At 26.6% G+C, this 19321-nt stretch carries 19 protein-coding genes and 3 tRNA genes; 11 read left to right on the top strand and 11 right to left on the bottom strand.

Features of this window, described 5'->3' with window-relative positions:
* Window positions 1-2 precede the first annotated feature (2 nt).
* From fusA to QEG99_RS03000, 3 genes are all read left to right on the top strand, one after another.
* On the top strand, window positions 3-2090 hold the full coding sequence (gene fusA, locus QEG99_RS03010) for an elongation factor G (protein ID WP_280101715.1): 2088 nt from the start codon (window positions 3-5) through the stop codon (window positions 2088-2090).
* A 174-nt stretch (window positions 2091-2264) separates the two neighbouring features.
* Window positions 2265-3548: an LppA-related lipoprotein gene (locus QEG99_RS03005; protein ID WP_280101714.1), complete on the top strand. Its 1284-nt coding sequence runs from the start codon at window positions 2265-2267 to the stop codon at window positions 3546-3548.
* Window positions 3541-4257 carry a class I SAM-dependent methyltransferase gene (locus QEG99_RS03000; RefSeq protein ID WP_280101713.1) on the top strand — a complete coding sequence of 239 codons (717 nt, stop codon included), beginning with the start codon at window positions 3541-3543 and terminating at the stop codon, window positions 4255-4257. Before QEG99_RS03005 ends, QEG99_RS03000 begins: the two co-directional genes overlap by 8 nt.
* 227 nt (window positions 4258-4484) lie before the next feature.
* On the opposite strand, the gene QEG99_RS02995 is transcribed toward QEG99_RS03000, so the two are convergent.
* Both QEG99_RS02995 and QEG99_RS02990 read right to left on the bottom strand, forming a co-directional pair.
* Window positions 4485-4561 (bottom strand) — tRNA-Arg (locus QEG99_RS02995).
* Between the two features lie 34 nt (window positions 4562-4595).
* Window positions 4596-5087, bottom strand: coding sequence for a dUTP diphosphatase (locus QEG99_RS02990; RefSeq protein ID WP_280101712.1), 492 nt, complete (start codon window positions 5085-5087; stop codon window positions 4596-4598).
* Window positions 5088-5237: 150 nt separating this feature from the next.
* Here QEG99_RS02990 and QEG99_RS02985 point away from each other — a divergent pair.
* The 3 genes from QEG99_RS02985 (at window position 5238) to QEG99_RS02975 (ending at window position 6979) form a co-directional block, all read left to right on the top strand.
* Window positions 5238-5324: transfer RNA gene (locus tag QEG99_RS02985), tRNA-Leu, on the top strand.
* Between the two features lie 3 nt (window positions 5325-5327).
* Window positions 5328-5403, top strand: a tRNA-Lys gene (locus QEG99_RS02980).
* 196 nt (window positions 5404-5599) lie between these two features.
* Window positions 5600-6979 (top strand): BMP family ABC transporter substrate-binding protein, encoded by a 1380-nt coding sequence (locus QEG99_RS02975; protein WP_280101711.1) that lies wholly within the window; start codon window positions 5600-5602, stop codon window positions 6977-6979.
* Between the two features lie 101 nt (window positions 6980-7080).
* Here QEG99_RS02975 and QEG99_RS02970 read toward each other — a convergent pair whose 3' ends face one another.
* From QEG99_RS02970 to QEG99_RS02930, 9 genes are all read right to left on the bottom strand, one after another.
* Complete coding sequence (locus tag QEG99_RS02970) at window positions 7081-7554, bottom strand: MPN499 family protein (RefSeq protein WP_280101710.1); 474 nt, start codon at window positions 7552-7554, stop codon at window positions 7081-7083.
* Between the two features lie 3 nt (window positions 7555-7557).
* Window positions 7558-8418 (bottom strand): HAD family hydrolase, encoded by an 861-nt coding sequence (locus QEG99_RS02965; RefSeq protein WP_280101709.1) that lies wholly within the window; start codon window positions 8416-8418, stop codon window positions 7558-7560.
* Window positions 8396-9064 (bottom strand): L-ribulose-5-phosphate 4-epimerase, encoded by a 669-nt coding sequence (locus QEG99_RS02960; RefSeq protein ID WP_280102365.1) that lies wholly within the window; start codon window positions 9062-9064, stop codon window positions 8396-8398. Before QEG99_RS02960 ends, QEG99_RS02965 begins: the two co-directional genes overlap by 23 nt.
* A 51-nt stretch (window positions 9065-9115) precedes the next feature.
* Entirely contained in the window at window positions 9116-9979 is an 864-nt protein-coding gene (locus tag QEG99_RS02955) for an L-ribulose-5-phosphate 3-epimerase (RefSeq protein ID WP_280101708.1), read from the bottom strand.
* Window positions 9954-10610, bottom strand: a complete 657-nt coding sequence (locus QEG99_RS02950; RefSeq protein ID WP_280101707.1) for a 3-keto-L-gulonate-6-phosphate decarboxylase UlaD — start codon at window positions 10608-10610, stop codon at window positions 9954-9956. The genes QEG99_RS02955 and QEG99_RS02950 overlap by 26 nt, the downstream gene beginning before the upstream one ends.
* 18 nt (window positions 10611-10628) lie before the next feature.
* Window positions 10629-11108, bottom strand: a complete 480-nt coding sequence (locus QEG99_RS02945) for a PTS sugar transporter subunit IIA (protein WP_280101706.1) — start codon at window positions 11106-11108, stop codon at window positions 10629-10631.
* 1 nt (window position 11109) lies between these two features.
* The gene (locus tag QEG99_RS02940; protein WP_280101705.1) at window positions 11110-11400 is read right to left on the bottom strand and encodes a PTS sugar transporter subunit IIB; all 291 of its coding nucleotides are present in this window, start codon (window positions 11398-11400) and stop codon (window positions 11110-11112) included.
* Window positions 11401-11471: 71 nt separating this feature from the next.
* Complete coding sequence (locus tag QEG99_RS02935; protein ID WP_280101704.1) at window positions 11472-13214, bottom strand: PTS ascorbate transporter subunit IIC; 1743 nt, start codon at window positions 13212-13214, stop codon at window positions 11472-11474.
* An 11-nt stretch (window positions 13215-13225) separates the two neighbouring features.
* Complete coding sequence (locus QEG99_RS02930) at window positions 13226-14281, bottom strand: phospho-furanose lactonase (RefSeq protein WP_280101703.1); 1056 nt, start codon at window positions 14279-14281, stop codon at window positions 13226-13228.
* A gap of 258 nt (window positions 14282-14539) precedes the next feature.
* Here QEG99_RS02930 and QEG99_RS02925 point away from each other — a divergent pair, with 258 nt between their 5' ends.
* The 5 genes from QEG99_RS02925 to secDF all read left to right on the top strand — a co-directional run bounded on the left by QEG99_RS02925 (window position 14540) and on the right by secDF (window position 19313).
* The gene (locus tag QEG99_RS02925; RefSeq protein WP_280101702.1) at window positions 14540-14782 is read left to right on the top strand and encodes a hypothetical protein; all 243 of its coding nucleotides are present in this window, start codon (window positions 14540-14542) and stop codon (window positions 14780-14782) included.
* Window positions 14751-15065 (top strand): hypothetical protein, encoded by a 315-nt coding sequence (locus tag QEG99_RS02920; protein ID WP_280101701.1) that lies wholly within the window; start codon window positions 14751-14753, stop codon window positions 15063-15065. The genes QEG99_RS02925 and QEG99_RS02920 overlap by 32 nt, the downstream gene beginning before the upstream one ends.
* Before the next feature lie 12 nt (window positions 15066-15077).
* The gene (gene ruvA, locus QEG99_RS02915) at window positions 15078-15734 is read left to right on the top strand and encodes a Holliday junction branch migration protein RuvA (protein ID WP_280101700.1); all 657 of its coding nucleotides are present in this window, start codon (window positions 15078-15080) and stop codon (window positions 15732-15734) included.
* Complete coding sequence (gene ruvB / locus QEG99_RS02910; protein WP_280102364.1) at window positions 15706-16656, top strand: Holliday junction branch migration DNA helicase RuvB; 951 nt, start codon at window positions 15706-15708, stop codon at window positions 16654-16656. Before ruvA ends, ruvB begins: the two co-directional genes overlap by 29 nt.
* An 89-nt stretch (window positions 16657-16745) precedes the next feature.
* Window positions 16746-19313, top strand: a complete 2568-nt coding sequence (secDF, locus tag QEG99_RS02905; RefSeq protein WP_280101699.1) for a protein translocase subunit SecDF — start codon at window positions 16746-16748, stop codon at window positions 19311-19313.
* Window positions 19314-19321 lie beyond the last annotated feature (8 nt).

The raw sequence follows: 19321 nt of genomic DNA, 5'->3' as shown, positions 1-19321 counted from the left end.
TTATGGCAAGAAAATTTGATTTAAAAGATTACCGTAATATCGGAATTATGGCTCACATCGATGCAGGAAAAACTACAACAACTGAAAGAATTTTATTCCACACTGGTAAAATTCACAAAATTGGAGAAACACATGATGGTGGTTCTCAAATGGACTGAATGGAACAAGAAAAAGAAAGAGGAATTACTATTACTTCTGCTGCTACAACAGCATTTTGAAAAGACAAAAGAATTAATATTATTGATACCCCAGGACACGTTGACTTTACAGTAGAAGTAGAACGTTCATTAAGAGTATTAGATGGTGCTGTAGCGGTTTTAGATGCTCAATCTGGTGTTGAGCCACAAACTGAAACAGTTTGAAGACAAGCAACAAACTATAAAGTTCCTAGAATCGTTTATGTTAATAAAATGGATAAGGCGGGTGCTGATTTTGAAGCATCAATTCGTTCCGTTAAAGAAAGACTTGGGGGAAATGCTGTTGCTATTCAATTAAATATCGGTTCAGAAAATGATTATAGAGGTTTAATTGACTTAGTAGAAATGAAAGCCTTTGAATACGACGGAGAAAAAGAAGAGGAAGCAAAAGAAATTGAAATTCCTAGCCATTTATTAGATAAAGCAAAATTAATGAGAAGTCAGTTAATTGAAGCTGTTGCTGATTTTGATGAAGAATTAATGATGATGGCTTTAGAAGGAGAAGAAGTTTCAGCAGATAGATTAAAGCAAGCAATAAGAGTTGCTACTTTAACATCTGAATTTTTCCCTGTAGTTTGTGGTACATCATTTAAAAATAAAGGTGTTAAAAAAATGATCGATGCAGTAGTTGATTATTTACCTTCCCCTTTAGATGTTCCTGCAATTAAAGGATATATTGATGATGAAGTTATCGATGTTCCAGCATCGGATGATTTTGATTTTTCAGCATTAGCATTTAAAATTATGAACGATCCATTTGTTGGTACTTTAACATTTTTCAGAGTTTATTCAGGAGTTTTACAAAAAGGTTCTTATATTTATAATTCAACAAAAGATAAAAAAGAAAGAGTGGGACGTATTTTAGAAATGCATGCTAACTCTAGAGAAGAAATTGATGAAGTAAGAACAGGAGATATTGGAGCTGCAGTTGGGCTTAAAGATACATTTACAGGAGATACATTAATTTCTGAAAAAGCAAAACGTTTTGTGTTAGAAAAAATGGTTTTCCCAGAACCAGTTATTTCCCAAGCATTAGAACCAGCTTCTAAAGCAGCAACAGAAAAATTATCATTAGGATTACAAAAATTAGCAAATGAAGATCCTACATTTAGAACATGAACAGATGATGAAACTGGGCAAACAATAATTGCTGGTATGGGTGAATTACACTTAGATATTATTGTCGATCGTCTAAAAAGAGAATTTGGTGTTGAAGCAACAGTTGGAGCACCACAAGTTTCATATCGTGAAACAATTACAAAAGATGCTGAAGTTGAAGGAAAACACATTAAACAATCTGGTGGTAAAGGTCAATATGGTCATGTTTGAATTAAATTTGAACCTAATCCAGATAAAGGATTTGAATTTGTTGATAAAATCGTTGGTGGTAAAATACCTAAAGAATACATTAAATCAATTCAAAAAGGTCTTGAAGAAAAAATGGCAGCTGGAATTTTAGCTGGATATCCAATGATCGATTTAAAAGCCACATTATTTGATGGATCATACCATGATGTCGATTCATCTGAAATGGCTTATAAAATTGCTGCATCTAAAGCTCTTACAAAAGCAAAAGATGCTATTGGAACTGTTTTATTAGAACCAATTATGGATGTTTCTGTAGTTGTGCCCGCTGATTATTCAGGGGATGTTATGGGAGATTTATCTCGTAGAAGAGGACAAGTTAAAGAACAAGAAACTAGATCTGATGGTGCTAATATTATTAGAGCAGATGTTCCTTTATCAGAAATGTTTGGATATTCAACTCAATTAAGATCTATGACTTCAGGTAGAGGTACATACCAAATGCAATTTGATCACTACGAAGTAACACCAAGACAAATTGCCGATGTAATTATTAAAAAACGTGCAATTAAAGCTGATGAAGATTAATATTAAAATACAAAGTGCGACTTTGTATTTTTTTATTTTTCCAATTTAAATAAAGATATAAATTAAATATTTCATCATTTTAAAAAAATATAAAATTAAAATATTAAAAGTGCAAAATTAAATTTTTATAAAAATATTTTGTTTTTTAAAATTTTATAATAAAATACTCAAACTATGAAAAAACACTGATTTAAATATTTAAGTATTATAAATTTATCAACTGCAGCAACTATATTATTTAGTTCTTGCTCATCTGAGGTTGAAAATGTAAATGTACCCGATGAAGATAAAAATAAAGATGGTATTAAAGACGATAATAAAGATCAAAAGTCAAATGTAGATAATAAAAATAAAATAAGTAAAAACGACGATAATAAAAACACATTAATTTTAAAAGATGAAAATGATAATAATAAAGATCAAAAAACAAGCAATAATCAAACTGATAAATTCCAAAATGTAAATAAAGATCAAACTGATAATAATCAAGTTGATAAATCAAAGAAAAATGAGCAAATTAAAACTACTGATAAAAGAGAAAATTTTTTAATTCCAAAAGATTTAGAGCAATGAGTTTTAAATCTTTTTCCCTCTTTAGTAGGTTCAATGCTAGTTTATAATGAAAATTTAGATAAACTAAATTCACTTCAATATAAAAAGGAAGGTTTAAACAATATTAACTATTCATTTTTATCAAGTTATAACAATGCAACTGAAATATTTAGAGAAGAAAAATATAATTTAAATTTGGCTTTAAAACAACTATTTTTTGAAACTAATAATTCAGATGATCAATATGAATTTGATTATAAAGTTAAAGCGGTTAAAGCTGATGATTTAAATGGAACATTAGACATTGAAGTACAAATTGAAAATTTAAAAGATAATTCAGGTATTACAAATATTTTTACAAAAACATACAGTTTTTCAAATTTTAGAAAAATCAATAAAGAAAATTTTAAAAACTTTTTTAACTTTAACTTACATCGTCCTGATTTTAAAGAAATTTTAAAGAAATTAAAACTAGTTGATATTATTAAACAAAATGCAGCTAACAATCAAAATGAAAGAGAAATTAATAGTTTATTTAATAATAAAATTGATTTTTTTAAAAAATTAATGCATTCTAAATTATCGGTTATTTTAAATGATAATGAAAAAAATGCATATCATTTAAAAATGGCTGATAATAAAATTGAAAATTTTAAAGCACGAAATGATAATATTGCAATTTACCCCTTTGTTACTAATTTATCTGACAATATTATAAAAAACATTAATTTTTATTTTGTAAATACCAGCGATAGAGGATTAAGTTTAAAAATAACAGTTGACTATGAATTATTTTTACTTAAATCTACCTCAATGAGCGATATGGTAGATATTGGTTTTACTGACCAAGTTATTAGTTGACAAGAAAGTTATATTTTACCAATAGACAGTTTAGATAATGAATAATAAAAAAGCTTTTTTAGATCCTAAAACTGTTTTAGATTATAGCAATGCCACTTTAAATGTAAAACTATGAAAATCAGAAGAATTTTTAATTAATAAATATGTAAATAAAGATGCAAAAATTTTAGATTTAGGCTGTGGTTCAGGAAGAACAACTTTTGCTCTTTATGAACAAAATTATAAAAACATTGTTGCTTGCGATATTTCCCAAGCAATGATTGAAAATGCAAAAATAATTAATGAAGACAAAAAATATCTTATTGATTTTTTAGTTGCCGATGCAACAAATTTGCCTTTTGAAACAAATACATTTGATTTTGTATTATTTTCCTTTAATGGTTGACCTGGAATTCCTCTAGAAAAAAGCAGAATTAATGCTTTAAAAGAAGTTGAAAGAATTTTAAAAGATAATGGAATTTTTATTTTCACAGCCCACGAAAGAGATGAAAAAGAATATTTACTTTATTATAAAAATTATTTAGAAGAATGTAGTGAATTTACATATGAAAAATATGGTAATTTTATTTTTAAAAATGAAAATAAAATTTGCGATTTTCTTCATTTATATTCCAAAACTGAATTAATTGAATTAATTTCAAATAATACTAATTTAACTATTTTAGAAATTGTTGATAGAGATAAAAATTTTTATGAATCAAATGAAGTTAAAAAATTTTCAGACAACACTACATTTTGAATATTAAAAAAATAATAAATTAAAAAAAGTAGACTGATAAAAAGGTCTACTTTTTATATGTAAAATTATTAAAATAAGGATTTTAATAACTTATTTTTAAAACTATTATTTCCTCTTCCAGGACCAGGAACGTTATGAGATCTAGAACCTCTTTTGTCATTGAAAAACATTTGCCTATTTTTTTAATATTTATAAATAAAAAATTAATAATAGCCATTTTTATTTTAAAAAAAATAAAAAAATGGCGATCCCGAGAGGATTCGAACCTCTGACAACAAGCTTAGAAGGCTTGTGCTCTATCCTGCTGAGCTACGGAACCACTAATATGTATTATAGCATATTTTTTTATTTTTTTAATATTTATTTTCTATTCTTTTTAAATTAATTTCAACCTTTTTAAAATAGGCATCAATTAATTCTTGTTCTTTAACATTTAAAATATTTAAAAAACCTAAAATTAAAGAATATAATTTTCTTAAATTTTCTTTATTAAAATTTTCTTGAAATTCAACTGCCGCTTTAAATGCATGTTTAAATTGGAAATTTACATTATCAGAAGCTACAAAAGGGTTAATTTCGCTTTCTAATTCTAACTTGTTTGCACAAGAACTTAAAAAGTGAATAATATCTGCTCACTCTTCCATTATTTTTTCTTTATTAATATTTTTATTTAATTTTCAATATTTAAAAGTTTGAATTTCGTTAGCGAATTCAGCTATTTCTACAATAATTGCTAAAGTAATTTTATTAGCTAAATTATCTTCTCCGTTGTTAGCCTCGCTTCTTAATGTTCCAAATTTTAAATCGATTTCTTTTTGGCAGTCAAATATCTTTTTTAAATTCATAATAGCATTATTATAAATGAATTTAATTAATTGAAAAGATTAATTTTAAAAATTATAATATTCATTTTATTTAATTAATGTAAATAAAAAAAATAAAAAAAGTTTCTGTTTTTTTAAAAATCTTGTATAATGTTAAAGCAACAAAGAAATGCTCGAGTGGCGGAATAGGTAGACGCAAGGGACTTAAAATCCCTCGGTGGCAACACCGTGCTGGTTCAAGTCCAGTTTCGAGCACCATATGCGCCCTTAGCTCAGAAGGTAGAGCAAATGGCTTTTAACCATTGGGTCAGAGGTTCGAATCCTCTAGGGCGTACCATTTCAAATGTTGACCTAATCACCAAGTTTTTTGGTGATTTTTTTTATTTTTTTTAGATTTTGCTAAATTAAATTCACTATTACTATCTATAAAATAACTAAAAATTCAAAGAAAAGTACTACTTTTAATTTTATTGTTGTATAAAAAAATAAAACAAATTAAAATTTAATTATAGAAATAAAAAATGAGGTTATATATGAGAAAAAACAATTATAAAAAATTATTATGAAAATTAGGAGGAACTATATCTACAGTTTTTCCTATTGCAATTGCTGTTTCTTGCGGAAATGAATTAGAAAAAGTTGCTAATCAAGATCAAAGCAAACATTATGCGACAACTGATTATTCAAAAATTAATCAACTTGTTGAATCTAAAAATGAAGAAATTGCCAAAGCTAAAGAAAGTGGTAATTTTAAAGAATTAAGAATAGGACTGATCACTAGTGGAGGTACCGTTGATGATAAATCGTTTTATCAATCGATTTGAGAGGGTGTTTCTAGACACTCATTACAAGTAGGTGCTACTTGAAATAAAACTGTTTATAATTCAACTTCTGATTTAACAAGAGATTATAATTCTTTTATGCTTACTGATTTAAATGTGTGAATTTTAAGTGGTTATAAGCATAGTAATGCTTTTAAAATATGATATTCTCAAAATAAAAAAGAATTTGATGAAAGAGATATTATTGTCATCGGAATTGATTTAGAACTTTCTGATTCGGAAGTTAAACCAGGAAAAATAATTACAATTAATTTCAAATCAGAAGAAGCAGGATGAATGGCAGGTTATGCAGTTGCTGATTATTTAGCAAATACTGTAGCGGATGATGAAAAAAGAAAAGTCACTACTTTTGGTGGTTCTGACGAAGGGGCTGTAACCGATTTTATCGCTGGTTATTTAACGGGAATTGATGCTTATAATCAAACAAGCGATAAAAAAACCAAAATCTCTTCTCAAAATAATGGAGTAGTATTAGATATTGGTTATGAAATTGCTGTCCAAGGTACAGAAGCGAAACTAAATAATATTTTAACAACAAATGATCCATTAGTAATTTTTCCAGTAGCTGGTGATTTAACAAAAGCAACAGTTGAAGCGATTAAAAAATTAAAGAAAAATCAATTAGTAATCGGAGTTGATACCGATCAATCTAAAGCGTTTGAAAAAGAAGGAGAATCTAAAGAACAAGAAAGTGATTCTAAATACTTTTTCACTTCAGTAGAAAAAAGACTGGGAGCTACTATATATCGGGTATTAACTGATTTATGATTGAAAAAAGGGAATAAATCAGATATTATTCCTGATTTTGAATTTAATAAAACAAATGCTAATGTAAAAGAGGGTTATAAAAATGATTTTGTTGGAATATCTCCAACAGCAATTACGGGAGAAAATAAAGTTCAAGCACAAAAATCTTTAGATAAAGCTAAAAATAAATTTGAAGAGTTAGTTAATGCTTCTAATGAAAAAGATGTAAAGAAAATTTTAGGAATTCCGGAAATGAATATCGATTCACAAAAAGGAAACGAAGAAAAAATCAATCAATTAGTTGTTAAAATTAATTCTAATTAATTTTTAATGATGGTTATAGTTATATAACAGTAAATTTATTTGTTTTAAAAAAACGATAATATAAAAACGAGTAGCGAAAACTACTCGTTTAATTGTTTTATTTATTTCACTTGATATCCCCGTTGTCTAAATGTTAAATTTAAAATTCCGTCTTTAATAAAACTTTGTTTTTCTTGTAAAAGATTGGTAAAGTATTTTTTACTTACAAAAGGTATATAACCATTATAAATTGCTTCAATTGCTTTGAAATCATAATGTATTATTACATTTTCAATTGGCGAAAATGTAATAATATCATTTTCATTCATTTTATTAATTTTATTAATATCCAATTGTAAATTATAACCTCTTAATTTCATCAATTTATTAAATAGAACAAAGTTTTTATCACCATTAAACGAAAAAATGATTTCACGGTTAAAAAATTCATTTTTATCAATCATATCTTCAATTGTTTTTGTATGTTTTAAAACAAAATTTCTTGATTTGGGAGTGAATATTTTGTAAATTGAAGGAACTAATCAAAAACCATTATTATTTCAATTTATTTTGACTTTTTTTATTTCTTTGAACATAATTTATTTTAAATATTTATTGATAAAATTGAAAATCCCTTCGTCGTTATTTGAATCTGTAATAAACGTTGCTTTTTCTTTTATAACATCTTTACTTTGTCCCATTGCGACTGAATATTTAGCAACTTCAAACATCGACACATCATTTTGTTCGTCTCCAAAAACTAAGGTTTCTTCTAAATTAAAATTATTAGTTTTAGAAAGTACTTCAAGTGCATAACCTTTTGAAGATCCTTCCGGCATTATATCAATTACTTTTTCTTGTGATTGAATTATATAAACTCCCTGAAATTTAGTTAATTCAGGTTTGATATTTTCAATATCTTTTTCTTGACTATCACTTTTTATAACTAAAAATTTTACAATATCGAATTTTTTAATATCGAAATCATTTTTTGTTTTTGAATTTAAAATCGTTAGATTAAATTGAAATTGTTTTTCTCTTTTTTCAATACTACTTTTTAATCAATTAAATCAATCAGCTTGATAATTTTCTCTTGAATAACCGTAAATTTCGCTAGTTGTATACATTAAAAAAGTAATATTATTTTTAACTAATAATTGAAAAATTTGTTCACTAATATTTTTATTAATTGGATTTTTATAAACTAGTTTATCATTTTTAAAATCATAAACCAATGCTCCATTACAACCGATAATAGGAAAATCACAATTCAATTTATAATATTCTTCTTTAGCAAAATAAACAGGTCTTCCAGTAACGATGGAAACTGTTTTTCCCTCTTTTTGCATCTTTTTTAAAATGGAAATTGTTTTTTGACTAATTTCTTTATTAGAAGTTAGTGTTGTACCGTCTAAATCTAAAAATATATTTTTAATTTTAGTCTTTAAGTTTTTGTCCATAATAAGCATTTTTTCCGTGTTTTCTATAATAATGTTTATCTTGAAGTGTTTTATTTGCTTGCACTTTTTTCGAATCAACACTCAAAGTGTAAATTGCCATTTTAGCAACTTCTTCGAGTGTTAATGCTAAATTAACCGCATCTTGAGGGCTTTTAATTGATCAAACAAATGGTCCATGCTCTTTTACTAGTGTAGCACTAGTTGATTCGAAACTAATATTATTTTTTTTATAATGCTCAATAATTACAAGTCCGGTGTTGTGTTCGTATTGTCCATTAATTTCTTCATCAGTTAATTCCCTTGTGCACGGCACTGAACCATAAAAATTATCTGCATGTGTAGTTCCAAAACACGGAATTTCTTTTCCTGCTTGCGCTCAACCTACAGCAAATGGGGAGTGAGTATGTACAATGCCCTTGATGTTTTCATTCGCTTTATATAAAAGTGTATGAGTCGGAGTGTCGCTAGAAGGATTTAAACTTGATTCGATAACATTATTATCCATATCAACTACAACCATATGATCTGCGGTCATTTTTTCATAACTTACACCAGATGGTTTAATTACCATATATTTACGATCCTTTGTTATTCCAGAAACATTTCCTCAAGTGTGTATTGCCAATTTATATTTATACAAAAGCATATTAGCTTGATAAACTTCTTCTTTTAATTTTTGAATTTCTTGTTTATCCACTTATCTCACCTTCTTTCACTGCAAGTGATAAAATTCTTTTGCTTTTTTAAGAAGTTCAACATTTTCTTTTAAAGTTTCATCTTTATTATTTTTAGATCACATTTCAATCAAAATAGGACCTTTAAAATTAATTTTTTTAATTGCTTTGAGTGATTTGGGAAATTTAACAGTCCCTTTACCTCATTCCACTTCTTTAAATTTACTTGAAGTTGTATCTTTAAAATGAAAGGCAATGATTTTATCTTTTCCTAACATTATTTCGTTTTCAACATCATTAGTAAATTGATTTAAATTTCCTAAATCAGGATATACAAAAAAGTTAGGCATATTAATTTCTTTTAAAAAAGTTAAACACTTAGAAATTGTTCCAGCAAAAGGTGTATCCATTGTTTCGAACGCCAAATCTACACTATATTTTTGAGCTAATAATGCACATTTTTTCATTCCTTCTATAAATCTTTTTCTAGTTGTTTCATTTGCTTTCTCATAATAAACATCATAAGCAGCCATTTGAATAATTCTAATACCTAGTTTTTTGGCTAAAATTAATGCTTTTTCCATTATTTCTAAAGCTTTTTTTCGAATAATTGGATCTTTAGAACCGAATGGAAATTTTCTATGTGCACTTAAACACATTGAATTAAAATAAAAATTTTTCTCAATTAATATTTTTCTCAATTCATTAATTTGTTGGTCGGTTCAATCTAATCTTTCTAAACGAAAGTCAGATTCATCAACACTAAATTCAATAAAATCAAATCCAGCTTCTTTAGCTATATCAATTTTTTCTGCTCAAGAAAATTTATTATTTATTGCCTTTTCATAGATTCCTAAAAATCTATTTTCAGTATTTTTTAAATTCATCTTTAAATTCCTTAGCTGCTAATTCTGGGTTTTCTGCGTCTCTAATGGATCTTCCTGCAATAAATATATAAATAGGAATATCTTTAAATAACTTAATATCTTCAACAGAAACTCCGCCAGTTACAGTTACTTTAAATCCTAAGTTCGCTAGTTTAGCAACTGTTTCGATATCGTTTTTACCTCATTTAACACCCGCCGCTTGTGCATCGCGCGCTCTGTGTCAAACAACTTGAGGAACTCCGGCTTTTTTTCATTGTTCTACTTGTTCTCATGTGAAATTAGTTGTCATTTCAACTTGAATTTCTTTATTATCTGAGAAAGTTTTTGAATATTCAACTAAATCAGCCATTGTAGCATTTTCTGCAGCACAAATTGCTGTTGTATAATCTGCGCCATTTTCGAAAAACATTTTAGCAAACACTTTTCCAGCATCGGCAATTTTTCCATCTGCAACGATGATTTTATCTGGAAAATGTTTTTTAATTTCTGAAATGGCTTTTTTTCCTTCGGATGCTAGTAAAATTGTTCCAACTTCAATAACATCAATATATTTTGCAGCTTTTTTTACAGAATTAATAGCATCTTCTATTGTTAAATTGTCTAGTGCAATTTGTAATAATGGTAATGACATTATTCTCCTTTATTATTTTTATTGTAAATATTTTGTAAAATCGGTTTTTTCAATTATTTCTAATACTTCTTCTTTTGTCTTAGCATTCATAATTGAGTTCAATGTTTTTTGGTCTTCGAAAACAGCAACAATTTGAGGAAGAGCTTCAGAGGTATGGACATCTGCACTCGTTGCTCCTAAGGCGATTAAAATTTTTACTGGTCTTGAATCATTTTCGAAGTATACCGCGTCTTTAAGAGTTACTAAAGAAAAGCAATTTTCTAAAACACCAGCATCACTTTGAGCATGTGGCATTGCTAAATTTTCCGATATTATGTAATAAGGCCCATAATTTAATGTGCTTTCGATTACTGCATCATAATATCTTGGTTCTACTAATTTTTTATCTATTAATGGTCTAATAGATAAATAAACAGCTTCTTTTCAGTCTTTTGCTGTTAAATTTAAACTAATAGTATCGTTTTCTTTTAGTATTTCAAGTAAATTAATTTTTTTCATATTACATCCCTAATGCAACTTTTAAAGCATCTTTAATTTCTTTTTCATCCATTAAATTGACAACACCAACAATTTTAGCTTGTTGATTGTGGTTAAATTCGCTTGATAAATGTTTTGAAGATATGATGATATCAACTGAATTAGTCATTCCTTTTGATTGTCCCATTGAAAGTGCTTCTACAGTAGCATCAATCCCTAATTCTTTACAAATTTTTTGTACTTTTAATTTAATTATCATACTTGTTCCCATTCCATTTCCACAAGCAGCGATGATTTTTAATGTTTTGTTCATTTTTCTCCTTAATGAAAATAGTTAGCAAATGCTAACTATTTTAAATTTTTTTATTTATTTTTTTAATTTAATTAGTTAGTCACTAATTCTGTTTTCAATTTTAACATTTTTTGTAAAAATGTTTGTTTTGTTTGAGTTCCATTGTCTACTATTTGTGCTAATACAACTAATCCAATCATTGTAACTGGAACTAAAATTCAAGCAATAACAATGTGGTAAGAAGAAATTCACATTAATATACCGAAGTATAGGTTTCAGTCAGCCATACCGATGAATCCTGTATCAACTGGTGAAAATGCTCCTGCTGTATTAGAAATCGCTTTAGTAGCAAAAGATACAACAATAATTTCAACTAGTCCTATTAATCCAGGAAGTATAACAGCTGCTTTTCATCCACCCGAAGCATTTGCATAAACCCCTAATGCACCAGAGTTGAAAAATAGTGTTATAAATAATGGAATTGTTACAAATACAACATTTTGTCCTGGAATTGCTGCTAATCCTATCATTAAAGCAACTCCTAAAAATTGTCCAATAACACCAGAAATAAATCCAAATGTTACTGAGTTAATCGAAAATCCATATATTGCAGCAACGTCAACGGCAACCACTGCTCCAGGAATAACTTTTTCACTAATTCCGTGGAATGATTGTTGCAATTCTGTAATAAACATTCTTACACCAGTCATAATAGCGATCAATGAAGCTACTAATTTAAATGCTCCACCTAAAATATTTAATACAAAATTAGCACCACCGAATGTTCCATTTCATACAGCTAATTCGCCTTTTAATGATGTTCAGTCTTTGCTTAATAAATCAGGTTTAGCAATGATTAAAATTAAAATTAAGATAAAGAATAATATCGAAATAATAACTGTTTGAGTAAAGATATTATCTTCAAATATTTTTAAATAACTTGGAAGTTTTTTAGTTTCAGCTGAATCTTCTTTTTTACCAAAAAGTCTTCCTAATTTATAAGTTGTAGCAATTGCTAACATTTGTTGGTGTCCAATTGAGAAACCAGAATTTTGTGTTACCTCGTTTGTTCCTCTAAGTGTAGCACTAGAACCTACAGCTCAGTAAATTCCTAAGAACAATCCAGACATAACAATTATTCCAACTTGTTCGCCTGGATTAATTGTACCGTCAAATATTCTTAAATCTTGGAACAAGATTATGTAGAATATTGTAGTAACAACAGCAGCTTGCTGTAACATAACGTGTCCAGTTATCATTAAACTGTTTGTATTTGTAAATTTTTTAAGAGCAACCATAATAATATTTACTATGAATCCTGCTAAAAATGCAAATGAAATTAATGAAACGTATGAGTTACTAAAAATGTTTGATGTTCCCTCTCCTGCTCCGAAAAATGCATTAGAACTTGCTAATGAGAAGTAAGGATCTAAAGGAACAACACCTTGACCTAAATTCTTAATTTCATTAAATACAGGTTTTGCTAATCCAGTTAAAGAAGCAGAACCAATTCCTAATAATAAATATCCTATAATTGTTTTTAAAGCACCGATTAAAGAATCTTTTATTCCTCTTCCAACAACTAGATACCCTAGTAGCGTTAGAGAACCTAAAATCAGCGCTGGTTGTTTTAAGAAGTTGTCTAAATACACTTTATTTAATAAAAATAAAAAGGCATCTAGTCAAGCATTTGAACCCCATGGATCTACACCCTCTTTAGGAACTGCCGCCTTAACTAATAATGTAACTAGAATAATTATTAAGTTAACAGCTGCAAATATAGATCAACCGATTAATGCTTTTTGTTTCTTTTTGCTATTGATCTTATTAACCATTTCCCCTCTTATTATTTAACTTTTAATTGTTTTTTTAATTCTAAAACTCTAGGATTAACTTTAGATACATCATATTTTCTTTTTGCATCAAAAGTCAATATTTCCCTAGGGTTATTTACCAAGATATCTTGGATTGCTTCTTCACTAACACCTACTTGTCTTAGTAAAGGTAAAAATCTGTCAAATAGATACCCTAAACCAAAAGTTTGTTTTCCTTTTTCAATTCCATAATTTCTTTGGTATAAAATTCTTCCAGCATCTAAAGCCATGGTGATGTGTTTTTGATATCCTTTGTCTACTAAGTATTTAATGTTTTCAGCTAAAGTTGCATCTGTGTAGTATTTAACTCTATCTGGCCCATCAAAACAAAGTGTTACACCCAATTCTTTTATGATTTTTTCATAGTAGTATTTATCTGGGTTTTTATTTAAGTGAGATAATTGAATTTTTCTCGGATTTGCTCCAAAATCGATTAAATGTTGAGCAGCTTCATAAGCCATTGTTCCCAATTGTGTATGAACCAAAATTGGTGCCCCTGTTTCAATACTTGATCTAGCAGCAATTTCAAGTGATTTTAATTCTAATCTATCAATAGCAGCATATCCTGTACCCGCTTTAATAATACCTGCTTTTGATTTAGATCTTTTTACAACTGGACCACTATAGTTTAATTCATCCATCCCAACTTCAATTTCAGCTTTAACCATTTCAACGATATCATCTATTGGTGCTAAAGATAATCAAGAAGCTCCTTTATCATAAAATGCAGCTTTGTGGAAACCTGTTGACATAATGATGTTAGCTTTTCCTCTTAATTTTTCTGCAATTTCTAGCATCTTGTAGACATCTCTACCAACATTAGGTGGATCCATTGTAACCATCGTTTTTCCACCTTTTTCAATAAATTCATCCATTTCTTTAAGTGCAGCATCTACAGACATCATAACAAAGTCTGGGTGCTCATGTGCTTCAGGACCATAGTTTTTAATTAAATGGTCATGACAGTCAACGACACCTAATTCCTTAGGATCAATATCCCCAAGAACAGTTCTTGCGAATTTTTCCATTTTTTCCTCCGTTTTTATTTTTTACAAAAATATTATACTTGTTTTTCATAAAGTGGTTCAAATTTGTTCAAAAAAGTTCAAATTTGTTCATTTTTTAAATAGTTTTAACTTTTTCTCACATTTATTTAATTGTGTAATTTTATTATTTTTATCTTGGATTTTACTGTCAAAAATTTAGGAAAAATCGCCTGTTTTTCCTAAATTTTTCCATTTTTTGGCAAAAATCACTAAAAATTGACATTATATGTGGAGGACAAAATGGAAAAACAAGAAAAAAAATTTACTAATTTTCATAAGACAAAAAATTCTAAAAATCAGCGAAAAAAAATTAAAAATATTTTTTCAGAAAAAAAGAAAAATACAATTTATGAAAACGATCTTTTTAGAGATTATCTAAAAGGTGTTTATAAATCTAATAAAGATTTAGATAAAAAAATAAAAAAATGAAAACTTATATTTAGGAGATATTATGGAAATAAAAAAGATCATCATTGATGGTAATAAAAAAATTCAAAAAGAAAAAAATGAATTTAACTTTAATGTTAAAAAAATGGAAGAAATTAGTTTTTTCGACTTTGCTATAAGCGCTGTTGAAAAATACTTCAGTTTGTTGAAAAAAATTGATAATAAACAAAAAAAAGAAGAAATACTTGATCACATTTCAAAATTAGTTAAGGATTTAAGAAAAGCATCTGACTTTTTTTCAAATGTTATTGCTAATGTTAAAGAACATACCAGCATTATTAATGCGATATTTCTTGATGAATTTGAAAATGAAAAATAATAGGAGAATAATATGGAAATTTATAAAATAGGAAAAATAGTATCAAAAAATAAAAATTACATTATTTTAGAAAGTAATTTCATTGGCAATTTAATATATGTTGCAAATAGTGAAAGATTTATAAAAGGAGAAAATCGTAAAATTTATATTTATAAATGAGAAAACGAATATCAAAAAACAACTTACGGATTTGAAAATTTCCGTGAAAGAATCTTATTTGAAGATTTAGTTAACATTTCAGGAATTGGACCGAAGACAGCCATTTCAGTTTTAAACGAAAGTTGAGAAAAAATAATGTTATTAATATCGGAAGGAGATTGAGAAAAACTTTCTAAATTTCCTTACATATCTCAAAAAACCGCTAAGCAGATTGTCTTTGAATATCAAAAAAAATATCAGAGAATAATTGAGACAATGAGAAAAAATAATGACGAAGGCAATGACGAAAATAAAGATGATAATAATTCAATTCAATCAAATTTATTTACTGGAAAATTAGATTATAAAGTAGCATCAGAATTGGAAGATACTTTAAAAATTTTAGGTTTTCAAAAAAAACAAATTGATTTAGCTGTTTCTTCTGTAGAACCAAATGAAAATTTTGAAATTTTAGTTGAAAATGCAATTAGGATTATTTCAAATGCAAGAGAATTTAGAAATCAGACCTAAAAACTTTGATGAATTTATTGGACAAAAAGAGTTGGTAAACACTTTAAAAGTTTTAATAAATTCATCTAAAAAAAGACATAAAAATTTAGACCATATTTTATTTTATGGCGCGCCAGGATTAGGCAAAACAACTTTGGCAAAAATTATCTCTCTAGAAATGAAAGAACAAATCAAATTTGTTCAAGGATCTTTAATTGAGAAAAAATCAGATGTTCTATCAATTTTCGGCTCGATTAAAAAAGGAGATTTAATTTTTATTGATGAAATTCATTCTCTAAATAAAAATGTTGAAGAATTACTTTACAGCGCAATGGAAGAATATGTAATAGATATTCAAATAGGAGTTGAAGGTGAAAGTAAAATTATGAGAATGAAATTACCAGAATTTACATTAATTGCTGCAACTACTAAAATCGATAAAATTTCTCAACCATTAAAAGATCGTTTTGGTTATTTAGCAAAGTTAAAAAGTTATAGTAAACAAGATATGGCAATTATTATTAAAAATTCATCGAAAAAATTAAAAATTAAAATAGATGATCAAGATATTGACTATATAACGACATTTACTAATTCAACTCCGAGAATAGCAAATAATATTTTAAAAAGAATTAGGGATTTTTTCATCTATGAGAAAAAAGAATTTATTGATCGAACACTAATTGACAAAACACTAAAAAATATCGGAATTCATCGGAAGGGGTTAAATAATTTACATATTGATTATTTAAAAATGGTTGGTCAAGTATTTAGAAAAAAATCTGTTTCGCTAGATGTAATTTCGGGAATTTTAAAAGAAAGCAAGGAAAATATTTTAACAAATATTGAACCTTTACTTTTACAATTAAATTTAATAGAAAAAACTAGCAGAGGAAGAAAAATAACAGATTCTGGTATCGAATATTTAAAAACAATTTGATAAATTACTATAAAAAACATTAAAAAAACAAAAAATGTCTTATAATAATAAATATTATTATGATAAAAGACTTTTTTAAAAAAATTTTTACAATGAAAAATTGAAAAAGGTGATTAATCGCTTTTTTCACTTTTTCTTCTGTCTTAGTTACTATTACTTTAGGCTCTAAATATTATATTTCTAAAAATGCAAACAAATCCATTGAATATGGTGGCGGAGCAGAATTATTAGTTGAAGTAAAAACTAATAACGACCAATTAAATAAGGAAATTATTGAAAAAGCAGATACTGAAACATTTGATCGTTTAACTGGTGGAACAGGATTAAGTGGAACACAAGTGAATATTCAAGGTGATGGGAAAATAAAAATTTCTCAAAATGGAATTCATACTGTTGATCAACTTTCTAATTTTGTTAATCAAGTAACTAAAAAACAATATTTAATAGCAACTGATATGGATGGTAAACCACTATTTTTAAATGGCAAATTTGTTGCTGATCAAAATGTTGATTATAATGATTTACAAAATTTTAATGAAAACTTATATAGTATCCCAATTAAGCCGGGTGGTGCATTTGCTCAAATTGATCATAATAACAGAAATCAAATTTCAGTAGCTTTAAAAGACAACGAAGCACAAGTTGAATGAACTAAAGCAACTGAATATATTTCTAAAAAAGATCAAAATAAAAAAGCGCTTTTGATTTGAACTAATTTAAAAGATTTAATTTCAATGGCTAAAAATGATTTTGCTTCTCAATGAGCAAATGCAAAATATAATCCATACAATTTTGTTTATGTTAATGAAGATCCAAATAGAAAAAATATTGGAACAAATCAAAAAATTAAATTTTCTCAACCAATTTTAAAACAAGAACAATTTGATGCACGAAAATATTTAATTTCTGTTCTTCCGGTTTTTCAACCATTAACTGGAGAAACATTTATTATTCAAAATGATTTTTCATCAGCTGATGCTAAGCAATTAGCACTAGATATTAATTACGGTGCCCAAGATTATCATTTAAAATTACTTTCTTCTTCTTTTATTTCTTTTGAACAAGGAAATCAAACTTTTAATTATTTATTAATTGCAGGTATAGTTGTTTTATCATTAATTTCAATTTTTTTAATGGTTAATTATGGATTATTGGGATTTTTATCAACCATTTCAATGAGCCTATACATATTTTTAACTTTATTATTATTCACAACAGTTAGAGGAGAATATTCTCCTTCAACTGTTGCTGCATTAATTTTGGGAATTGGTTTAGCAATCGACTCAAATATAACGATGTTCGAACGATTTAAAAAGGAAGTTTATTATGGCTCTAATTTATTAAAAGCAAATAGTAAGTCAAATAAATTTTCACTACCAATTATTTTAGATTACACTGTTGTTGGTATTTTATTTTCTGTTTTATTATTCTTTTTAGGTGAAAAAGAAACTAAAATATTTGCATCTACTTTATTATTTTCTTTAATTTTTACAATTATAATTATGCTTTTTTTCACAAGAGCAATGGCAACATTATTAATAAAAACTGGCATTTTTGATGAAAGAAAACAACTGCTTGGAATTCAAAAAAAATATTTACAAAAATTTGAAAGAGGATATACTCCATTATTGGAAAGACCTGATTATATAAAAATTTCTAAATTTAGTAATTATGTTCCCTTGGCGATATTTATAGTAGCAATTATTGTCTTTACTGTTTTTGCCTCTATTAATAAAAACTTTTTATCTGGATTTAATTTATCTGTACAATTTGGTGGCGGAGCAAGCATATTAATTGAAAGCGCCGATAATAATGGCAATTTAATAAACTTTGAAAAAGCTTTAAAAATAAAAGAATATTTAGAAAATCAGGGGATAAATAACGATAATAATCAAATTGTTTTACAAAAAATAAGTAATAATTTTGATATTTATAATGTTAGTGTTGTAACAAATCAAAATATTTCAGATATTGTTAACAAAATATCAAATGATATTCAAAATCAATTTACTAATATTAATTTTATAACTTACAATATTTCCGCACAGGAAAGCAATTTACTAGTTATTAATACAATTATTTCATTATTAATTTCTTTATTAGTGGCAATTATTTATATTTTTATTAGATTAAAATGAACATATGCAATAGCGATAATTATTTCATTATTACATAACGTTTTAATTGTCTTATTATTATTTATCATATTTAGAATTGAAATTTCTAATTCATTTATTTTAGCAATGCTAGTAATAATTGGATTTTCAATCAGTGATAGTACTATTATTTCTACTAAAATAAGAGAAACAATTAAAGATTTTCCTTATCAAGAAGTTCAAGATGCTCAAAGACTAAAATCCATAGTTAATAAAACTATTAGAGATTCAATTAAAAGATCACTGTTTATATCTGCTATTTTAATTATTAGTACTTTAATATTAATTTCATTTAATGGTGCTATAAATCTAAATTTTGCAATTGCAATTATTTTTGGATTTATATTCACCAGTTATTCTTCATTATTTATCGCTCCATTTATTTGATTATTAATTGAAAATATTAGAAATAAAAGAAAATCAAAAAGAATTAGAAGCGGTTATTGAAATACACAAAAAGTTAAAGAACAAACTTTCCACGGAATTAATGATTTCCAACATTAAATTAAGGA

This window comes from Mesomycoplasma lagogenitalium, assembly GCF_029854295.1.
Taxonomy (GTDB): Bacteria; Bacillota_I; Bacilli_A; order Mycoplasmatales; family Metamycoplasmataceae; genus Mesomycoplasma_A; species Mesomycoplasma_A lagogenitalium.
This window is presented reverse-complemented; position numbering and strand designations above follow the sequence as displayed.